Below are 18,938 nucleotides of genomic sequence, written 5' to 3' on the forward strand. Positions count from 1 at the left end.
AGTTCCCTATGAGAAGGCTTCTAGGAGTATAGTTGCGTGATTGGCATCAATTGGCAGAGAACGGTTGCAGGCAGGCTGCTGGCATTGTTCGCAGCAGCAGTATTAATTTTCGGTGTAGCAAGTTGTGGCGCGGGCCATCCCGAATTGTCCAAATCAGGGAACAAGAGCGGCTCAGCTTCCACCCAGGTAAACAGAATCTCAGAGGTTTCTCCCCCAGAAGCCATTCAACAACTGCGTCAGGCTCTCTTAATCTACCAGCCTCAAATAAGTATTTTGAATCCCAAACCTGACGAAGTGCTTCAGGATATAAATGTGTCTGTTCAGTTCCAAGTCAAGGACTTCCCCATTTTCAAAGAGGCCAACTTGGGTTTGGGGCCGCACCTGCAAGTTTTATTAGACAACCAACCTTATGCAGCAGTTTACGACATCAACCAGACTTTAACACTCTCCGACTTAGAACCAGGAACCCATACCCTGCGGGTGTTCGCTGCTCAGCCTTGGGAAGAAAGCTTTAAAAACGAAGGTGCTTTGGCCCAAACCACATTTCACGTTTTTACCAAAACACAGGACAACAATCCCGATCGCACATTGCCCCTACTAACGTACAACAGCCCGCAAGGCAGCTACGGGGCAGAACCCATCCTGCTCGATTTTTACTTGACAAATGCGCCTTTGCACCAAGTGGCTCAAGCAAATTCCCAAGATGACATACTCGATTGGAAAATTCGAGCCACGGTTAACGGCGAAAGTTTTGCGATCGACCAATTGCAACCTATATATCTTAAAGGATTCAAACCCGGGAAAAACTGGGTACAGCTAGAATTAATCGACGAACGGGGAAATACCGTCAAAAACGCCTTTAATAATACAGTCAGACTGATAGATTACCAACCGCAGGGTCAAGATACTCTTGCCAAATTAGTGCGGGGATCCCTAACAGTAGCAGATACTCGCGGTATAGTCGATCGTACATACCAAGTCCCCAAGCCCCAACCAACGCCAACCCCCGAACCCACACCAACACCTGCATTAGAAAAAACACCTGTTATCGAACCCTCACCAGCGGTTCCCGAAACCCCAGTTACCGAACCTAGCTTAGAGCCAGAAGTTGCTCCAAAAGTTGCTCCCGTTCAAGTAATAGAACCGACACCCACAGCAACACCGCCACTCGCAGCGCCGAAAATTGTAGAACCCATTCAAGTAATACAACCGACGCCGGCAGCAACTCCACAGGTAGAAACCCCGAAAATTGTAGAACCAGTTCAAGTAATCCAACCGACGCCGGCAGCAACTCCAGAGGTAGAAACCCCGAAAATTGTGGAAGAGGTTAATAAAGTTGCAGAACCGACACCAATAGCAACTCCTCAAGCAAAGAAACCAGAATATAAAGGATACTACAATCGGTTCCGCAACTTTTTGAATCAAGTTACCGAACCTACTACCCCTTCAGCGCCGCCAACTCTGCCAGAAATAACAGACAAAGCACCAGTACCAAAAGTAGTTGCTCCTGCGATACCAGAAGCATCTCCGAATCTTGTACCGCCAGCATCGCCTGTGGCCGCTCCCGAAAGCGCCACTGAAATTCCTAGCAAGCCAAGCGCCGAATTAGCAGTTCCCGAAAAAACAGTTTCCGAACCTGCTGACAACCCGCCCAAATCCGAACAAAAAGTCGAATTTGCAACCTAACACAAAATTTCTGAATTCATCAGCGTTCATCAGCGTAAATCCGCCTACATCTGCGGTCAAAAATAAAAGCCAGGAAAATCGAAAATGACCTATCTCGAAACAGCAGCCAAATTCTACAGCGACGTTGCCGAAACTCCGCAAATCGGACTTTGCTGCGTCCAAAGCAGCCCCTTGCAACTGCCCGGATTAAAAATTCCCGAACAAATGCAAGAAATGAACTACGGCTGCGGCACAACCGTTCACGCCGCCGAACTTGTAGGCAATCCAGTCGTGCTTTATGTAGGCGTCGGCGGCGGATTGGAAGCACTGCAATTTGCTTATTTTTCTCGGCACAATGGATCGGTTATTGCCGTCGATCCGGTTCCAGCAATGCGAGACGCGGCTGCACGCAACTTGCAAATTGCTGCCCACGAAAATGATTGGTTTGATGCGAGTTTTGTGGAAATTATAGAAGGCGATGCTTTTGCGTTGCCGGTGCCCGATGCTTCTGTAGATGTTGTCGCACAAAATTGCTTGTTTAATATCTTTGAACCTGCGGATTTAGCTAAGGCATTAACAGAGACTTATCGGGTTTTGAAGCCAGGAGGCAGGTTGTTGATGAGCGATCCGATCGCAACTCGGCCAATTCCGCAGCATTTGAAAGACGATGAGCGCTTGCGGGCCTTGTGTTTGTCGGGGGCTCTGACTTACGCAGAATACGTTCAACACCTTGTAGACGTAGGTTTTGGGCAAGTAGAGGTTCGGGCGCGCCGTCCTTACAGGCTGCTGGACAAACACAATTACAAATTGGATGCAGATTTGCTGTTAGAAAGCCTCGATACAGTGTCTTTTAAAGTGGATATCCCCCCGGATGGCGCTTGCATTTTCACTGGCAAGACGGCGATTTATGCCGGGTCTGAAGAGCTGTTTGATGACGGAGCTGGTCACGTTTTGCAGCGGGGAGTTCCGGCGGCGGTGTGCGATAAAACGGCTGGGAAGTTGGGCGGATTGATGCCGGATAAGGTGTTGATTACTGATTCGACTTGGCACTATAACGGCGGCGGTTGCTGTTAGGTGAAAAAGTCCAGAGTCGGATTTTAAATATTTAGATGCCTGTAGGGGCGGGTTCACCAAAAACTGTAGCTTGTAGCCCAAATATTAATAAACCCGCCCCGCCACAACGCCAGAACCTCAATCTGCTATTTGCTAGCATTAATCCTCGGAAGAAGAGAGGGCGGGTTTATTTTGCTTGTTTGCGATCGGCAAATATTGTTGGTGAACCCGCCCCTACAGCCAGATATTGATAGGACTTACGGAAGGAGTCAATTTTTACACTATCTGTAAATAGAGTCTGTGCATAAGTCTTGATTGATGAGATTTCTATCTTCGGATATCACCTAACTATTCCTAATTACCAAGCTATAAGCGGAATTTGATACACGATTGATTGCCTGCAATACTTCCTGATTAGGCCTTGGGAATTGTCCCGCCCTTCGCCTGTAAATAAATTGTAAACTACGACTTCATCTTGTTCATCTTGAGAGGATAGGTGCAATTTCCCAAAGTCTTTTACCCGCGAATAAATTAAGGGAACTTTGGCAAGTGCAAGTAAAGTAGCTTTTTTGCGATCGCGCTCTTTTGCTTCTGAGTTATCGTGGTATTGGGATTGAAACTCTACGACTAGACAAGGATTATAGTTCAAGTCTGTGATTAAGGCATCGACAGCACTGGGGCTAAATAAAAACTTTTTGAGTTCGCAGTCAAGGTTGCTGACTTGTTCGCAAATTTGGGATAAGCTAACTTGTGTGTGAATTTTATAATTTCTGTCTACACAGGTATGAAGAAATTCAAGCATTCTTTCTTCGTAGGAGTTGACGAGTCTTTTGGCTTTGACAGACATTAGTTTTGCTCCATTATTAACTTAATAAGTGGTGGTTATATGAGAAACTGCGGATTACTCATCTGCTTCATCAAAATCAAAAAATATTTTTCAAAGGTCTGACTAATTGCGCTGTGTTTTGCTGCTAACTACAGCAGGTTCATAATCTAATATAATTTTTCCGAAACAACCCAAAAACTCTTCTAAAACAGCACTATAACTAATACATACTTGAAATGTATAAGGAAAAAGTTTATCTGGAGTTAGAATCAGATAGCTATCGAGATCGCTCAAAGTATTGGGGTTAAATTCATCTAAGATTCGGCTGGGTAAAACAGTTCCATATCCATATCCATCTTCATCTATTAACTTATTCAAATAAAAATCACCTACTATTTCACCTTTCTCTAAAAGAGACCAATAGTTATGGTGAAGTGACTCTAAAAATAAACTTTTCTTGCTTGGCAATACCCAAAAAATTCCTCTGAGAAGGTAACCTAGGGTTAGTGCCTCTTCGATATATGTGTGAACTTTCATTTGCAAGAGATATGGCTCTAAAATTTCTTCAGGAATAGAAATACATAAACCCTCCTTCCGCTGACCTAAAACAAGTTGATAACGTTTATCTCCTTTCCCAGGATTCTTAAGTCTGTATCCGATATATTGAGATGTTCGTTTCTCCTCAAACTTTTCGTAGAAACCAAGTTGTTTAAGCAAACGGGTAGCTAGCGACATCAAATCCTCTCCGCCTTCAATGACCTCAATTTTGGTTGAAATCAGGCGAGGGACTCCATTTTCTACCTCAAACCGCTGGATGAGATCGTAGGTGATCTTTGACATTTGTTCGATTCCAATAATCTTGGCTAAGGTTCCTAGAAATAGCCTAAACCTGCCAGCCAGAAATGTCAAGTATCTTGGCTAAGATTTTTAGATTTTAGATGACGAGGGATTTCTTGAGTATTTATACGCAATAACGATGGTTTTGCCTCTTCCCTTCTGCTTCTCAGCACCCTCAGCGGTTTCCTTAACCTCCCATTTCCCCCATCCGGCGAAACTTCCCGCTAAATTAAAGAAGGTAAAAAAATATTCAGGCCCTACCAAGGAGATCCCATGCCTCGCGTCAGAGCACCAGAATTCCCTGTCAAGTACCCCTGGTTGAACACCGAGAAACCTTTATCGATTGAATCCTTAAAGGGGCGCGTCACGATCCTCGACTTCTGGACGTACTGCTGTATCAACTGCTTGCACGTCCTTCCAGACTTAAAGTACCTGGAACAAAAATATAAAGATTCCCTGACGGTGATCGGTGTTCACTCGGCTAAGTTTGAAAATGAAAAAGATGTAGAAAACATCCGCCAAGCTATCCTCCGCTACGATATCGAACATCCCGTAATCGTAGACAGCGGCATGAAAGTTTGGCAAAGCTACGCCGTTCGCGCTTGGCCGACTTTAATGGTGATCGATCCGGAAAGTTATGTGATCGGTTATGTTTCCGGCGAGGGCAATAGAGATGCACTTGATGAGTTAGTTGGCAAGTTAGTTGCTGAATACAAAGATAAAAATGCGATCGACTTTAAGGAACTTCGTTTCAGTTTAGAAAAACAGCGCAAACCTGTATCAACTCCGCTGGCTTTTCCCGGTAAAGTGCTGGGATTTGCCATTACTGCAACCGAGGCAAAAAAGCTTCACCAACAGGTCGCGCTTTTGGGCGAAATGACTGAGGATAATGAATCTGTAGATGAAATTGTATTGCCCGGGCCTGCTAACTCGGTTCAACAAAGCTTAGTCGGTTCTTGCTTGTTTGTTGCGGATTCCGGACACAACCGAATTGTTGTCAGCAGTACCGAAGGTGAGGTGCTGCACGTCATTGGTACTGGGAAACCGGGTTTGACTGATGGGAACTTTGAAGAAGCTGAGTTTTTTGCCCCTCAAGGTATGGCTTTTGATGCAGAAACTCAAATTCTCTATGTTGCTGATACGGAAAATCACGCTATCAGAACGATCGACTTTACGACTCAACGGGTGGAAACTGTGGCTGGTACTGGCGAACAAAGTCAGGAAATTGCACCTCGCAGCGGTAAGGCTTTAGAAACGCCATTGAATTCGCCTTGGGATTTAGAACGAGTTGGCGATCGACTTTTTATCGCCATGGCGGGCTCGCACCAAATTTGGGAGATGCAGTTAGATGCTGGTACGATCGCCACTTATGCAGGTATTGGTCGAGAATCCTGTGTTGACGGTAGTCTTGCAGAATCTGCTTTTTCTCAGCCCAGCGGCCTGGCTACGGATCGATCGGAGTTGTTTGTGGCTGACAGCGAAATTAGTTCGATCCGGGCTGTGGGTATCGATGAAGACCCGAAGGTGCGCACTGTCTGCGGTAGCGGTGAATTGTTTGGTTTTGGGGATAAGGATGGTCGCGCTGATGAGGTCAGGTTGCAGCACTGTTTGGGTGTTGAATACGCTCAAAATTACCTCTGGGTGGCTGATACTTACAATCACAAAATTAAGCGGATCGACCACCGGGGCGGTACCTGCATGACGATGATTGGAGATGGTAAAGCTGGTTTGGTTGATGCTAAAGGTATCAATGCTCGATTTTTTGAACCTTCTGGCTTGAGTGCGATCGGGTCTCATTTGTTTGTTGCTGATACTAACAATCACGTGATTCGCCGAGTTGAGTTGGATACGCTGGAAGTCACAACTTTGGATTTTCACGGTTTGTGCGCGCCGGATGTTTGTCTTCCTGATTGAGCAAAAAGGTTTGATCGTTCGGACTTCAGTCCTCTAATTTTAATAGGACTGAAGTCCGAACGATCAAACCTTTTTGTCAGGTGCTCTACTACTTACGATGTGTAGGAAATAATTAGGGTTTCCTTCAGTCCGCATATTACTCACTTTCAACAATCAACTTTTGTGCGTATCCATTCTGTTCCCAAGCGCCTGTCACACAACCAACAATTCCTACTACAACAACACCCAGGACAGGAATTTTTTGTAATTTCTTGAACTCAGAAATTTGAGAGCAGCAACAATCCCCTGTTGTTACAAGTCTTGCCCAATGTTCGCAATTGAATCGATAGAGTTCATATTGCCAGCTTTCGTGAAACTCTGCTACAGAAATATGCAACGCCTGGTTGATGCGTTCCTTTTCCCAATACGATACCCATTTGGCAGTTTGGAAGCGATGCCAATCGATGGGCCAAATTGCTAATCTTCCGGTATCTTTTTGGCGATTGCTGTGAATGGGTTCCCATGCTAGAGATTCCCAATCGTTGATTTGTACGGAGTAATGCAAGATATTGGGGTTGTTAATGTCGCGATGATGGAGTAACTTTCCGTAATGTGGATGGTGGAAATTATTGTTAATTAACTTCTGAAGATTTGACATAATTAAATTATAATTTAATCTGATTATATAGCAATCCTAAATGATTTGTACCTATGTAGGGGTAGTGCCCCGCCGTGCCTACTAAGGAGCGAAAATTTAATAACTTAAACAGCTCCTACAGTCCTTTCTCATATAAGCTGGTTCGTGAAAGGAGGCTCTTCCTCCCGATCTGCGTTACCAGGCAGAGCGAAAGTAACAAGCAAGTCGCTTAAGTTATTAAATTTTCATTCCTAAGAGCGCAATCAGGGCTCTTCTAGGGGGGTTGCCCCTACAAGAATGACACAACTGATGAACGGACTGCTATAGCGATTATTAAGTAATTGAGGTACATAGGCGAGCGATGACGAATCACTAATTATTAATTACCAATTACCAAGTATACCTCATGTTACGGAAATAAGTCATGCTGTTGGGTGAGGCGAATTCGATAGTTTGTTGCTGTATTATTAAACGGTTATTTTCTGGGAATATATCAATGAAGTTGAAAGCTCTGTTCACCGGTTTAGTCAGTCTGACAGTGTTAGGATGCGGTTGGTTAGCGGTGGAAGGCGCGATCGCCAAACCAGCCCCCGTTTTTAGACCGCTGATTGACGATATTCGCCGCCAACTGCCAAAAGGCTTGAAGATGCGGCTGCCTTCGTCAATGCCCGCCACTGGGATACAGCTTTATCCTTTCATTGAGTCAGATGGTAAAGTATTTAAAATTAACATCGGAATTAAGCCGGACTGCGCTGCATCTGCTAATTCTTCATCTTGCACAGTAGGAGTTTTGGCTGTACTTTCACCGCCTAATTCTAAAAGTTGGCCTCCGACAGATAAGGATATTTCGCCAGTTCATTTGAGGGGTGGAATTCACGGCTACTATTTGGTAAAAAGTGGTGGTAAAAGTATTTTTTGGGAGCAGGAAGGACTCAGATATGCCGTAGCAGTAGCAGGGAATGCAGTGTCTCAGCGGCAATTGCTAAATGTTGTAAATTCGATGGTTAGTCAACCCGCGATCGCCAGTATTCAATAATCGCCCAAATCTAAAATTCCGAATTGCTCAGCAGCCGCACGATTGTTTCGGCATCGTTCAGTTCGCCGACTATTCGCCGCAAGGGTTTGGGCCAGATTTTAATTAAAGTGGGAGTTGCTGAAATCTGATCTGCTTCTGCTTGTTCGGGATGTTTCAACACATCGATTACTTTCAAAGTGTAGGGGCGATCGAGACATTGCTCTAGGAATTGGTATAAAGTTTCCAGGGTGCGTTCGGTGTTGGGGTTGCTCCCGGAAACAAACAGCCGCAAAACGTACCCTTGGGTTGGTGGCGGTGGGGTGATTGTTTTTGGTTTGGTTCGCGGTAAGATCCCAGATTGCGCAAAGCGCGAGGGAGGTACGATCGTGGAACTATGGGAGTCCGATCGACCTTGGGCGATCGGATACTGTATAACTAAGTCGTGATTTTCCCAAAGTTCGGGGAATTGTTCGTGATAAGTGGCGATCGCCATTGGTTCGCAGATTTCGTCGCTGCGGGCCTCCCAAACCAAGTCCCCAGTGCCAAAAATCGCATTTAGCAGCGTTTGATGTCGCAGCACGGGGGGGTATGCCTCGGCAGCCACCCGCAACTGTCCATTGGTGCGATCGCGCCAGCAGTCAACTGTTGCGGTGTAGCATGGTATCAGAAAATGTGGGGGCTCCGACAAACCGAGTATCTGCTGTAGGGCTACGCACAACTGCAAGTGCCACTGAGCTTGCTTGCGGGAGTCTATGGAATAGATTAAGTCTCCCCCTGGTGTAAACAGTGCAATGCCTTTAAAAAATTCCGGTAAAATCGGGCGATCGACTTTCAATTAAGTACACCAATTAAATTTAAGTAGCCCCTTACAAATAAACATTAGATGGACAGGGCGGGTTTGCACTCCATAACTCGCTTGTCTCATAGATTCTTAGCTCGCGCCCGCCCCTGCAAGATAGTTTTTTGCCCTTACCTACTTAACTGTTAATAGTTTAGTCCTGGACGCACTCGCCCACAAAGAAACCGGGTTTTTCAAACGAGATTGAGGGTTTCAGGCAAGTCTTTTCGTTGAAAAACCCGGTTTCTGGACACTCCTATGTCAGCCCTATAGTTAACTATTAACAGTTAACACTCGATCTTTAGACTCGACCTCGAAGCATCTGAGCCATTTCGTTGGGGAACGGCGAGTTTTCTACAGCCAGTTCTTCAGTAATTCTACCTTCTTGATAAAGGCCGTAGAGCGACTTATTCATCGTCGTCATGCCTTCATAAGTATCTTTGATCATGATTTGATTGATTTCCTCATTCTGGCCCTTCAGAATGTATTCCTTAACCACGTCGGTATTGATCATCACGTCGTGGAAAGCAGCCCGCTTGCCGTCTGTGGTTTTGCAGAGCAGTTGAGCAATAATCGCCACTAGGGATTCGGAAATTGACACCCGTATGGCCTCCTGTTCTTCCGCCCCGAACATATCCAGAATCCGGTTCAGGGTTTTAACCGCACTGTTGGTGTGCAGGGTTCCTGCAACTAAGTGACCTGTCTGAGAGGCTTTGAGGGCGATTTCCACCGTTTCTCTGTCCCGAATTTCTCCTACTAGCAGCATATCCGGGTCTTGCCGCAGAGCGCCTTTGAGAGCATTCATAAACTTGAGCGTGTGTCTGCCCACTTCCCGGTGCTTGATCAAGGATTTTTTGCTTTCGTGTACGAATTCTACCGGGTCTTCGATCGTGATGATGTTGTAGGCTTTATTTTTGTTGATGTAGTCGATCATGGCGGCCAAGGTGGTAGATTTGCCCGAACCTGTGGGGCCCGTCACCAAAATCAGCCCTTTGTGGTAGCCACATATTTTCTTAAAGACTTGCGGCAGGTTTAATTCCTCCATTGTCAATATTTTGGCAGGAATTAGCCGCAGCACCATCGCCGGGCCGGCCAAGGAGTCCATGCAACTGATCCGAATGCGGACGAAGCCGAAGTCGAAAGCGCCGTCAAAGTCTAGGGTTTTTTGGAAAATTTCAATTTCTTCATCGCTCATGCACTCGCGCAGCCAGCCAAAAAACGTATCTAAATCCGACGGTGGATAGCCGATGTCGGCTATCTCGCCCCGGTTTCGGAAGCGCGGGAATTCGTTGACTCCGAGGTGAAGATCCGATACTCCTTCTTCTTTGGCTCGCATTACCAACTCTTTTAAAGTTGGAATTTTGTTGTTGCTGGAATTTTTAGGTGTGGCGGTTGATTGGGGTGCTGGTGCCGATGGCGGCGCTGCGGGTGGCGCTGCGGGTGCGGGGGGCGGTGCTGGTGGCATTCCTGCTGCTCTGGGAATACCTGGAGCTGGAGGGCGCGGCAGCCCTGGGGGTGGGGGAGCTCCGGGTACGGGCGGACGAGGAGCTGGCGGATGCTGTTGTGTCATATGCGCTACCTTAATTTGGTGAGAAGGCTGACTCGAACAGATGATTTGTGGAAGTTGGACGATGCCGATCGCCCGAAGTGCGTTTCTTGCACAAAAGCTTAACTGTTCAGATCAGTTTATCTCAAGAGGGGGTCGCAGTAAGGAAATATTCTGCTGTTTGCACGCGGGCGATCGCTCTAGCCCTACAATCGAATATGGATTTTCGACATTTTTCAAAATTTTTTTAAAGGGAAAGACTTTTTCTCAAGAAAATGTATAAATAGATACTTTGCCGAACTATTGAGGACTTACACGTATGAATTCTGTCGATCGGGCTTTTAGTTCAGCCCTGGATTTGGCGAAGTCGATCCGCGCTCGGGAAATTTCGCCCCTAGAAATTGCCAATGTGTACTTGGAACGGATCGATCGATTCAACCATCAGCTTGGTAGTTATTTCACAGTAACGGCCGATCGGGCGATCGAGCTGGCGACAGCGCAAACCGAACACCTAGCAGGCTTAAACAAGTCAGAGGAATTGCCACCTTTTTTCGGAGTGCCGATCGGCATCAAAGACTTGACACCAGTTGCCGGCATTCCGTGTACCTACGGAGTTCAGGCTTTGCACGGTAACATATCTCCCTACAACGAGTCAGTAGTCTGGCGGATCGAAGCAGCCGGATTTAACATTCTGGGCAAAACAGCAACCTCTCAAATTGGCTCATTGCCTTACACCGAGCCCCCAGGTTTCCGGCCCGCGCGCAATCCCTGGAATTTAGACTACACGCCCGGAGGTTCCAGCGGCGGCTCAGCGGCGGCCGTAGCGGCGGGTTTATGCGCGATCGCCCAAGGTTCAGACGGCGGCGGTTCGATCCGAGGCCCAGCTTCCGCCTGCGGTTTAGTGGGCATTAAACCGTCACGCGGGCGAGTTTCCTGGGCACCAGTCGGAGATTATCTGAGCGGAATTTCTGCCAACGGCCCTCTCGCCCGCACCGTCGCTGACGCCGCCGCCCTGTTGGACGTAATGTCAGGCTACACCACCGGCGATCCGTACTGGCTGCCAGACCCAAATCCCACGTTTTTAGAGGCTGCCGGCGAAAAGTTGGGCAAACTGCGAATAGCTTTTTCTACCAGTATTGCCCCCGTGGGCGAGGCCGCGCCTGTGTGTCAGCAAGCGGTACTCGATACCGTAAAATTACTGACAGATTTGGGTCACGATGTCGAACCGGGCTGCCCGGATTTTACCGGTTTAATTGAACCATTTACGGTAATTTGGCAGTCTGGGGCGGGTGCAAGCGGCATTCCAGGCAAGGTTTTGGAACCGATGAATCGCTGGTTGTTGGAAAGGACTGTTGCGGCTGGGGAATATTTGCGGGCGGTGAATCAAATGCAGGTGATTTCACGGCGGATTGTGGGATTCTTTGAAAATTTTGATGTGTTAGTTTTGCCAACTTATATGCACTCGCCAATTGGGATTGGTGAGTGGGCAGATTTGAGTTGTGAGGAAACTTTGCAGCGGATTATTAATTGGGTTGCTCCTTGTCCGCCGTTTAATGCTAGCGGTTTACCTGCGATCGCACTTCCAGCCATCTTAGATGATAACGGTTTGCCGGTGGGAATTCAAATTATCGGGCGACCGGCGGCGGAAGCAACTTTAATTGCTTTAGCAGCGCAGATAGAAGCGGCGAAACCTTTCCCGGTTTTGGATTTTAAATAGGTTTGATCGTTCGGACTTTAGTCCTTTCTTTGATGCGGACTAAAGTCCTCACTACGAACCGGATGCGGACTAAAGTCCTCACTACGAACCGGTTAAGATTGCCTAATTTAAGGGAATTGTGATGACAAATTCTGCACCTTTTCCCGGTTCCGAAATACACTCGATCGCACCACCGTGCTTTTCGACTACAATTTGATAGCTAATCGACAAACCCAATCCCGTCCCTTTCCCCTCCGGCTTAGTAGTAAAAAACGGGTCAAACAATTTACACCGCGTGGTTTCAGCCATCCCCCGCCCATTATCCTTAATCCGAATCACCGCAAAACTCTCAGTCTTGTCGCCTCTTACATCCGCTACATCCGCTACATCCGCTACATCCGTTACAAAATCCGCTGCCGAACTTTCCTTGACTTCGGTGCAAACTGTGATAATATTCGGATGCTTTGCAATTTCAGCGTAAGCGCGATCGCGATTCGACTCATCCAAAGCATCGATCGCATTTCCGAGCAAATTCATAAACACCTGATTGAGTTGTCCGCTGTAGCACTCAACCGCAGGTAAGTCACCGTATTCCTTAATCACTTGAATCGCCGGACGTTCCGCATTAGCTTTCAAGCGGTGCTGTAAAATCATTAACGTGCTCTCGATACCTGCGTGAATGTCGGCAGATTTTTTGTCGTTGCCGTCAACGCGCGAGAAGTTCCGCAATGATTGCATGATATCACGAATGCGATCGGTTCCTAGCTGCATAGAACCCAGCATTTTCGGCAAATCTTCCATCAGATAATCGAGTTCAATATCTTCTGCTGCTTCCACAATTGGCGACACAGGATTGGGATAGTGCTGCTGGTAAAGATTGACAATGCAAATCAAGTCTCGTACATAATCATTAGCGTGGTGGAGATTCCCAGAAATAAAGCCCACGGGATTATTGACTTCGTGAGCAACTCCTGCTACCAACTGCCCCAAACTTGAAATTTTTTCCGTTTGCACGAGTTGAGCTTGGGTTTGCTGCAACTTGTGCAAAGATTGTTCTAGCTGCTGTGACTTTTCTTGGGCTTGTGCGTAGAGTTTAGCATTTTCCAGGGCGATGGCGACTTGAGAAGTCAGCACTTTTAAAACTTGCAATCTTTCGGGAGAAAATGCACCCGCTGCTAAGTTATTTTCGAGGTAAAGAATCCCTGTGAGTTGGCCCTGATAGATGACGGGATTGCAAAGAATTGACTTGGGCTGACTGCTGACAATATACGGATCTGCGGTAAACAAGCCGTTTGATACTGCACTGTTTAAAACCAAGTCTTTTTGAGTTCGGGCAACATAGTTTACAATCGAGACGGGCAAATCCGAACTAATTTCAACGGGCAGGGATTGCAAGACGGTGGTTTGATTTTGCTCTGCCGTACAGGTGGCTTGTATCAAAAGACTATCATCTTTGTACAGCATCAGCACTGCTTTTTGAGCGGCGGCATTTTCCAACAAAATTTTGATTAAACTGGCGAGCAATTTATCCAGGACAATTTCGCTGGTAATAGCTTGAGATGCTTTGATGAATGTGCCGATATCTAAGGTTTTGCCAAAATCGCTGCTGGTGGTTGTTGTCGTGGCCGTGACAGTTAAATTGCGGGTTTTGGTTTCTCGGTTGAGGGTTTGGGCGACTAATTGGGGATATCGGGCTTCTAAATCTTTGACTTTGGCTATGGCTCCCCAGTGGATGTAACCGTAGTAGGCTTCTGTGAGATAGACTTGAGCGATTTTGTCTTTGTTGCAACCCAAATAAAACTCGGCTGCAAGTTCGTTGGCGAGTGCTGCTTCTTGGATGTATCCCTGCTCTTTTGCTCCTTGAATGGCTTTGTCATAATAATCTGCTGCTTCCCAATTTTTACCTAAAATCCGCGCTGTTTCTGCTTGTACCAAGTCGTACTTGTGCTGGTAATTCATGGGGGCGTGATGCGCCCAATGCTGCATTCTTGCTTGATTCGCTACTACTTGCATTAAGTATTTTTCTGGTTCTGTATTGTCAGCAGTTCGATACGCAGCGAGGAGTGATAGGGAATAGTAAAAATTGTGCGTGCAGACGATCGGAAAGCCAACAACTGCTTGTGAATATTCGGCAGCCAAAGATGCGTTTGCGACAGCTTCCACGTATCTTATTGAAAAGTAATGATTGACTGTATTAGCACAATGGAAATTAAAAATTCCCATGTTGTTATTTGTTTTTTTGAGTCGAGACAACATTTCTTTTTCATTAAGACTTTCATCTGCTACATGAAATTTATTTGCAGATTTTTTTTGTAAGTTTAGAAGAAGTTGTCCCCATATTTCCAGTAAGTCTTTGGCAAGTTCTTGTTTTAGTTGCTGTGCTAAAGCAAAGTATTCCAATTGTTTTTGCTCTACATTGCTTAGGGTTTCTCCAATGCAAAACATACTTATACAACTGTTGTAGCTAGCGTAAACACTATATTCTATATCTCCTGTTTCTAATCCGATTTGCATGGCATCTATTAAAGGTAAAACTGTATCTTTGGTATGTTCTTTCCAGTGCCATATGAAAGCGTAAAAAGTGATATATACTCTACATTTAATTTGTTTGGCGTTTAATTTTTCTAATAGCTTCAAAGCTAGCTGTCCAGAATGATATCCAGCATCTATCTCTCCAAATGCCGCAGTCAGCAGGACACCATACCAACTATAGGCGATCGCCCCAATTGCTGAATTACCCCATTCCAAAGAAAAATTGACCATGGTTAAGATAAGCTGTGGCAATAATTCTGATTTTGCGATAAAAACCGGAGAAATCAGCATCGCAAGTATCCGCATGATAGCCAACTGATAGCCATCAGTTATTACTGGAATTTGGTTTAGTCTCTCAAGTGGAGGTAACTTAATTCCAGCCAGACCCTCTGGGGGGATTTCTGATAGGGAAAGTCCCAGTATTCCCAAAGTTTGTAAACCAGTATCTATGGCTTGTAAAAGCTGCTTTTGAAAAATATAAGACTGGATTTGCAGTTCGTAACCTTTAATTTTGTCAAGCAGATTTGTAGCTTGTTGCAACACGATATCAGCTAATTCTTGCGATCGCCCAAAGTTAGTATTTAGATATTCGGCTTCGGCTGCTTCTACGTGCAGGTTCAGCGTCAAGTCATAATCAGTCTGCCAACTTGACTGTACACTAACGGGAGATTGAGGGGAGGTAATCAGTTCCAAACCGACATTCAAATACCTGACAGCAGCTTCGTAAGCATTGGATGCTTTAGCTTTTTTGCCTGCGATTAAATTCAGGTTTGACAGTTGATATCTTTGGGCTTTTTGCGTGATAAATTCAACGCCGACATTCAGTTGATTGACAATATCAAAGACATTTTCTTCAATCTCGGAGGGGGGAGTATTTTCGAGCAGTAGTTGACCGATTTTGAGGTGCGTTGCTTGCTTTTCTTGCTCGGGAATCAGGGAATAAGCTGCTTGTTGTACTCTGTCGTGCAGGAATTTGTAGCCAATTTTGGATTCTTCGTAGGGGCAGTGCCCCCGTGCCTGCCCCCCCTGTGCCCGCCCCGGCAAATTCTCCAATCCCCAGTCTCCAACCAGCGGAATCTTGTAAGCATTGCTTAATGGGAGAACCAATCCAGTTTGTAGCGCCGCCCAGAGTTCGCTAGCTGCTTGCGCCTGGGATTTTTCGCTGACAATTGACAACACGTCGAGGGTAAATTTGTCGCCAATACAAGCCGCCAATTTTAACACTTGTTGCGTGGTTTGCGGCAGTTTTTCGATGCGGCTGGCTACCAATTCGACGACACTTTTGTCCGTAATGCCGATCGCCTGAATCTCTGCTAAATCCCACTGCCAGCAACCGCTACTAAATTCAAAGTGTAGCAGATTATCTTGATAAAGCGCTTGCAAAAGCTGCGTGATGAAGAAAGGATTGCCGCCCGTTTTGTTGAAAATCAACTCAGCCAGCAATCTCAGCTTGTCGTTAGCGGTGAGGGTATCGGCGATTAATTCGTGGACATTGGCGAAATCCAGCGGTTGCAATACGATATGATGTACGGGAGTACCCGTTTTGTCGATTTGGTCGATCGCCTGCACGAGTGGATGAGTCGGATTAACTTCATTATCCCGATAAGCACCGATCAAAAGCAGATATTGACTTTCCGAATTGCCCACCAACAACTGCATTAAATTCAGCGATGCCGAATCAGCCCACTGCAAATCATCTAAAAAGAGTACCAGCGGATGTTCTTGACGAGTGAAAACGCCGATAAACTCTTGGAAGACTCGATTAAACCGATTTTGAGATTCCGCAGCCCCCAGTTGTGGCACTTCCGGCTGTTTGCCAATAATTAGTTCAATCTCTGGAATTACATCAACAATCACTGCACCATTTATACCCAAAGCCGCCGCTAACTTTTCTCGCCAAGCTTGCAATTTTTCGCGGCTTTCAGTCAGCAACTGCCCGATTAAGGACTGGAAAGCTTGAATCAAAGCCGCATAGGGAATGTTGCGCTTAAATTGGTCAAATTTGCCGTTGATAAAATAGCCGCGCTGTCGCACAATTGGCTTGTGAACTTCATTAACAATGGCGGTTTTGCCAATGCCAGAATAACCGGAAACTAGGACTATTTCGCTTTGGGGAGTAGGAACGAGATTTTCCGCATTTTCTGACGGTTGCGCGTGATAAATTCCGCTAACTCGTTCAAAAGCAGCTAGGAGGCGATCGACTTCAGCTTCTCGCCCGTAAAGTTTTTGAGGTATTGACAGTTGTGGCGATCGATCGAACTGTCCCGGTACAAAATCAGCAATTTCCCCAGTTGTCTGCCAAGAATTCAAACACTTTTCTAAATCTGCTTGAATTCCCTCCGCAGTTTGATACCTATCTTCGGCATTTTTTGCCAACAGCTTCATCACAATATCCGAAACAACTTGCGGAATCTTATCGCTATTTTCTGGATTCCTGCTGTATTCACAAGGTGGCGCGGGATGTTTGGCAATATGACAGTGTACGAGTTCTAAAATATCGTTGCTGTTAAACGGCAATTCGCCTGTCAGCATTTCGTAAAATGTGACGCCGAGGGAATAGAAATCGCTGCGATAATCTAAGGTGCGGTTCATTCTCCCGGTTTGTTCGGGAGACATATAGGCGACTGTACCTTCAACTAAGTTAGTGCTGTTAATTTGGGGAGTTTCTTTGCTCAGCCGGGAAGCGATACTGAAGTCGGTGAGTTTAACTGTTCCTGTTTCCAGGTTGATGATAATGTTGGATGGTTTGATGTCTTTGTGGATGATGCCGTTTTGATGCAGCGAGTTGAGTGCTGATGCTAGCTGAATGCCAATGTTTAAAAATGCTGTTAAGTCAAGCTTTTTTGAGATGATTTGACCCAGGGAGTTGCCGCCAAAATCTTCTGAAATCAGGGCGAGACGGTTTTGATACGTTTCGAGGCTGTAATATTTGACGATGCTGTCTGCGTGTAAATGCTGAGTAATTTTATATTCGTTTTTTAAGCGGGTAATTTGTTCGAGGGTGGGAAATTCTGCCTTGAGGATTTTGATGATGACTGGTTCTTCGTCTGACTGTCTAATTCCCCGGTAAACGCTGGTATTGAACCCGTCGGAGATTGAGGTGGTGATTTTGTAGCCGGGAAGTGTCAGTGTATTCATTGAAATCCTCCTGATAGCTGAGGTAAATTGATTTTTTAAAGACTGGCGGAAACGATATGATGCGCTTGGGACGATCGCACAGGAAAATTATGATGCCGAGGTCGGCAGAAACGATATCATATCCTGGACGATCGATTGACCGCGATACCTCGGTCGGGGCGGGTTTTTGAGATTGTAAATTATTGGCAGATATTGTTGGCTCACCGGCCCCTACTATATTAATGGTAATCGACCGTCCAGGATATGACAAGTAAACTAATAAATAAAAACACACAAAAATAGAATTAAACGGATACATGGATAAATTAATGATGTTTTTATCCATGTATCCGTATTGTGTCACGATTTGGGCTTCAGGTAACTTTTTTGACCTAGCTACTTAATTGTGTAGCAATCAATTGCCTTACTAAATCAAGCGAATATGGCATTGAGATGCGGTATTTACTAATGTTGAATGCCCAAATTGCAACTGAGTTGTCAGACCAAAACTATGAACATTATTCAATGTGGATTGTTGCGGAGTTCCAGGAGTACAGGATGCACCCAACAAAGAAAACTTGGTAGTTAGGAGCAGATCGCTCTGTTGACTGCCACAGTTGGTATTTCTAGGGCTGCCGATTAAGAAGTCATCGTTATCCCGATCGCCCCCAAGAGAATTGCAATTAGGTGCTGAATGTGCGATCGGCTTGGCAGTCGGCGCTTTGGGAGTCAGCGCCGGCTTGCAAGTCGTCGGGGCTGGATTGTTGCTGCGGTAATTGACTTGATTTTTCTGAGGACAAGTTAGGGGGTCATATCCATGCTCAGGCTGGCGGTTCACAGACATCGGAGTTGATGCTGGCGCTGATGTCGATCGCCCGATCGGCATTTTCCCAGACGGACAATCGCTGATTGTGCGTGCAGAAGTTGGTGGCTCGGTAAACACAGGTGTTCGTGTTGCGATCGCGATCGGTGTCCGCATCGGTGTCGCCGTCGCAGATGTTCCAGTCGGTGCGGGCGTCGGTGCGGGAGTCGGTGTGCCGATCGATCCCAAGAGCGAGGTGACAAGTGATGTCAGTGTGTCGATCGCCGTCGATACCGCCGTCGATCTGTCAATCGGTGCAGGCGTCGGTGTTGGTGAGACGATCGGTTTTGGTGCAGGCGTCGCCGTGACAATTGATGTCGGCGTCGGCGGTGTGACAATCGGTGTCGGCGTCGGCGGCGTGACAATTGGCTTCGGCGGTGTGACGATCGGTGTCGGCGGTGTCGGCGGGACGATCGGTGTC

12 protein-coding genes and 1 pseudogene are annotated in these 18,938 nt (G+C 46.3%); 6 read left to right on the plus strand and 7 right to left on the minus strand.

Annotated features, from left to right (window positions below):
• The first annotated feature begins 36 nt into the window (after nt 1-36).
• The 3 genes from QUB64_RS21770 to QUB64_RS21780 all read left to right on the plus strand — a co-directional run bounded on the left by QUB64_RS21770 (nt 37) and on the right by QUB64_RS21780 (nt 2,969).
• Nucleotides 37-1,686, plus strand: coding sequence for a hypothetical protein (locus QUB64_RS21770; protein WP_333275406.1), 1,650 nt, complete (start codon nt 37-39; stop codon nt 1,684-1,686).
• Nucleotides 1,687-1,770: 84 nt separating this feature from the next.
• Complete coding sequence (gene arsM, locus QUB64_RS21775; RefSeq protein WP_333275409.1) at nt 1,771-2,739, plus strand: arsenosugar biosynthesis arsenite methyltransferase ArsM; 969 nt, start codon at nt 1,771-1,773, stop codon at nt 2,737-2,739.
• A 35-nt stretch (nt 2,740-2,774) separates the two neighbouring features.
• A complete protein-coding gene (locus QUB64_RS21780) occupies nt 2,775-2,969 on the plus strand; it encodes a hypothetical protein (RefSeq protein WP_333275411.1) in 195 nt (64 codons plus the stop codon).
• Nucleotides 2,970-3,076: 107 nt separating this feature from the next.
• On the opposite strand, the gene QUB64_RS21785 is transcribed toward QUB64_RS21780, so the two are convergent.
• Both QUB64_RS21785 and QUB64_RS21790 read right to left on the minus strand, forming a co-directional pair.
• Nucleotides 3,077-3,565, minus strand: a complete 489-nt coding sequence (locus QUB64_RS21785) for a DUF2726 domain-containing protein (protein WP_333275413.1) — start codon at nt 3,563-3,565, stop codon at nt 3,077-3,079.
• 102 nt (nt 3,566-3,667) lie between these two features.
• Nucleotides 3,668-4,384, minus strand: a complete 717-nt coding sequence (locus QUB64_RS21790) for a hypothetical protein (protein WP_333275415.1) — start codon at nt 4,382-4,384, stop codon at nt 3,668-3,670.
• A gap of 270 nt (nt 4,385-4,654) precedes the next feature.
• On the opposite strand from QUB64_RS21790, the gene QUB64_RS21795 reads away from it, so the two are divergent.
• Nucleotides 4,655-6,295, plus strand: coding sequence for a thioredoxin-like domain-containing protein (locus tag QUB64_RS21795; RefSeq protein WP_333275417.1), 1,641 nt, complete (start codon nt 4,655-4,657; stop codon nt 6,293-6,295).
• Nucleotides 6,296-6,431: 136 nt separating this feature from the next.
• On the opposite strand, the gene QUB64_RS21800 is transcribed toward QUB64_RS21795, so the two are convergent.
• On the minus strand, nt 6,432-6,932 hold the full coding sequence (locus tag QUB64_RS21800) for a hypothetical protein (protein WP_333275419.1): 501 nt from the start codon (nt 6,930-6,932) through the stop codon (nt 6,432-6,434).
• Nucleotides 6,933-7,407: 475 nt separating this feature from the next.
• Here QUB64_RS21800 and QUB64_RS21805 point away from each other — a divergent pair, with 475 nt between their 5' ends.
• Nucleotides 7,408-7,947, plus strand: coding sequence for a hypothetical protein (locus QUB64_RS21805; RefSeq protein WP_333275421.1), 540 nt, complete (start codon nt 7,408-7,410; stop codon nt 7,945-7,947).
• A 10-nt stretch (nt 7,948-7,957) separates the two neighbouring features.
• On the opposite strand, the gene QUB64_RS21810 is transcribed toward QUB64_RS21805, so the two are convergent.
• Nucleotides 7,958-8,761 (minus strand): circadian clock KaiB family protein, encoded by an 804-nt coding sequence (locus tag QUB64_RS21810; RefSeq protein ID WP_333275424.1) that lies wholly within the window; start codon nt 8,759-8,761, stop codon nt 7,958-7,960.
• A 304-nt stretch (nt 8,762-9,065) separates the two neighbouring features.
• Nucleotides 9,066-10,334, minus strand: a complete 1,269-nt coding sequence (locus tag QUB64_RS21815; protein WP_333275426.1) for a type IV pilus twitching motility protein PilT — start codon at nt 10,332-10,334, stop codon at nt 9,066-9,068.
• Between the two features lie 295 nt (nt 10,335-10,629).
• On the opposite strand from QUB64_RS21815, the gene QUB64_RS21820 reads away from it, so the two are divergent.
• The gene (locus QUB64_RS21820; protein WP_333275428.1) at nt 10,630-12,027 is read left to right on the plus strand and encodes an amidase; all 1,398 of its coding nucleotides are present in this window, start codon (nt 10,630-10,632) and stop codon (nt 12,025-12,027) included.
• A gap of 102 nt (nt 12,028-12,129) precedes the next feature.
• Here the strand turns inward: QUB64_RS21820 and QUB64_RS21825 are convergent, their stop codons facing one another.
• Both QUB64_RS21825 and QUB64_RS21830 read right to left on the minus strand, forming a co-directional pair.
• On the minus strand, nt 12,130-17,676 hold the full coding sequence (locus QUB64_RS21825; protein ID WP_333275430.1) for an ATP-binding sensor histidine kinase: 5,547 nt from the start codon (nt 17,674-17,676) through the stop codon (nt 12,130-12,132).
• Between the two features lie 406 nt (nt 17,677-18,082).
• Nucleotides 18,083-18,938: pseudogene (locus QUB64_RS21830) on the minus strand (hypothetical protein); the annotation flags it as partial.

Origin of the sequence: Microcoleus sp. Aus8_D2, assembly GCF_036702665.1 — a bacterium.
Taxonomy (GTDB): Bacteria; Cyanobacteriota; Cyanobacteriia; order Cyanobacteriales; family Microcoleaceae; genus Microcoleus.

What these genes read in the sequence shown, in the direction of transcription:
- arsM (WP_333275409.1), top strand. Translation starts at nt 1,771, where the DNA reads ATGACCTATCTCGAAACAGCAGCCAAATTCTACAGCGACGTTGCCGAA.
- QUB64_RS21780 (WP_333275411.1), top strand. Translation starts at nt 2,775, where the DNA reads ATGCCTGTAGGGGCGGGTTCACCAAAAACTGTAGCTTGTAGCCCAAAT.
- QUB64_RS21785 (WP_333275413.1), bottom strand. Translation starts at nt 3,565, where the DNA reads ATGTCTGTCAAAGCCAAAAGACTCGTCAACTCCTACGAAGAAAGAATG.
- QUB64_RS21790 (WP_333275415.1), bottom strand. Translation starts at nt 4,384, where the DNA reads ATGTCAAAGATCACCTACGATCTCATCCAGCGGTTTGAGGTAGAAAAT.
- QUB64_RS21795 (WP_333275417.1), top strand. Translation starts at nt 4,655, where the DNA reads ATGCCTCGCGTCAGAGCACCAGAATTCCCTGTCAAGTACCCCTGGTTG.
- QUB64_RS21800 (WP_333275419.1), bottom strand. Translation starts at nt 6,932, where the DNA reads ATGTCAAATCTTCAGAAGTTAATTAACAATAATTTCCACCATCCACAT.
- QUB64_RS21805 (WP_333275421.1), top strand. Translation starts at nt 7,408, where the DNA reads ATGAAGTTGAAAGCTCTGTTCACCGGTTTAGTCAGTCTGACAGTGTTA.
- QUB64_RS21815 (WP_333275426.1), bottom strand. Translation starts at nt 10,334, where the DNA reads ATGACACAACAGCATCCGCCAGCTCCTCGTCCGCCCGTACCCGGAGCT.
- QUB64_RS21820 (WP_333275428.1), top strand. Translation starts at nt 10,630, where the DNA reads ATGAATTCTGTCGATCGGGCTTTTAGTTCAGCCCTGGATTTGGCGAAG.
- QUB64_RS21825 (WP_333275430.1), bottom strand. Translation starts at nt 17,676, where the DNA reads ATGAATACACTGACACTTCCCGGCTACAAAATCACCACCTCAATCTCC.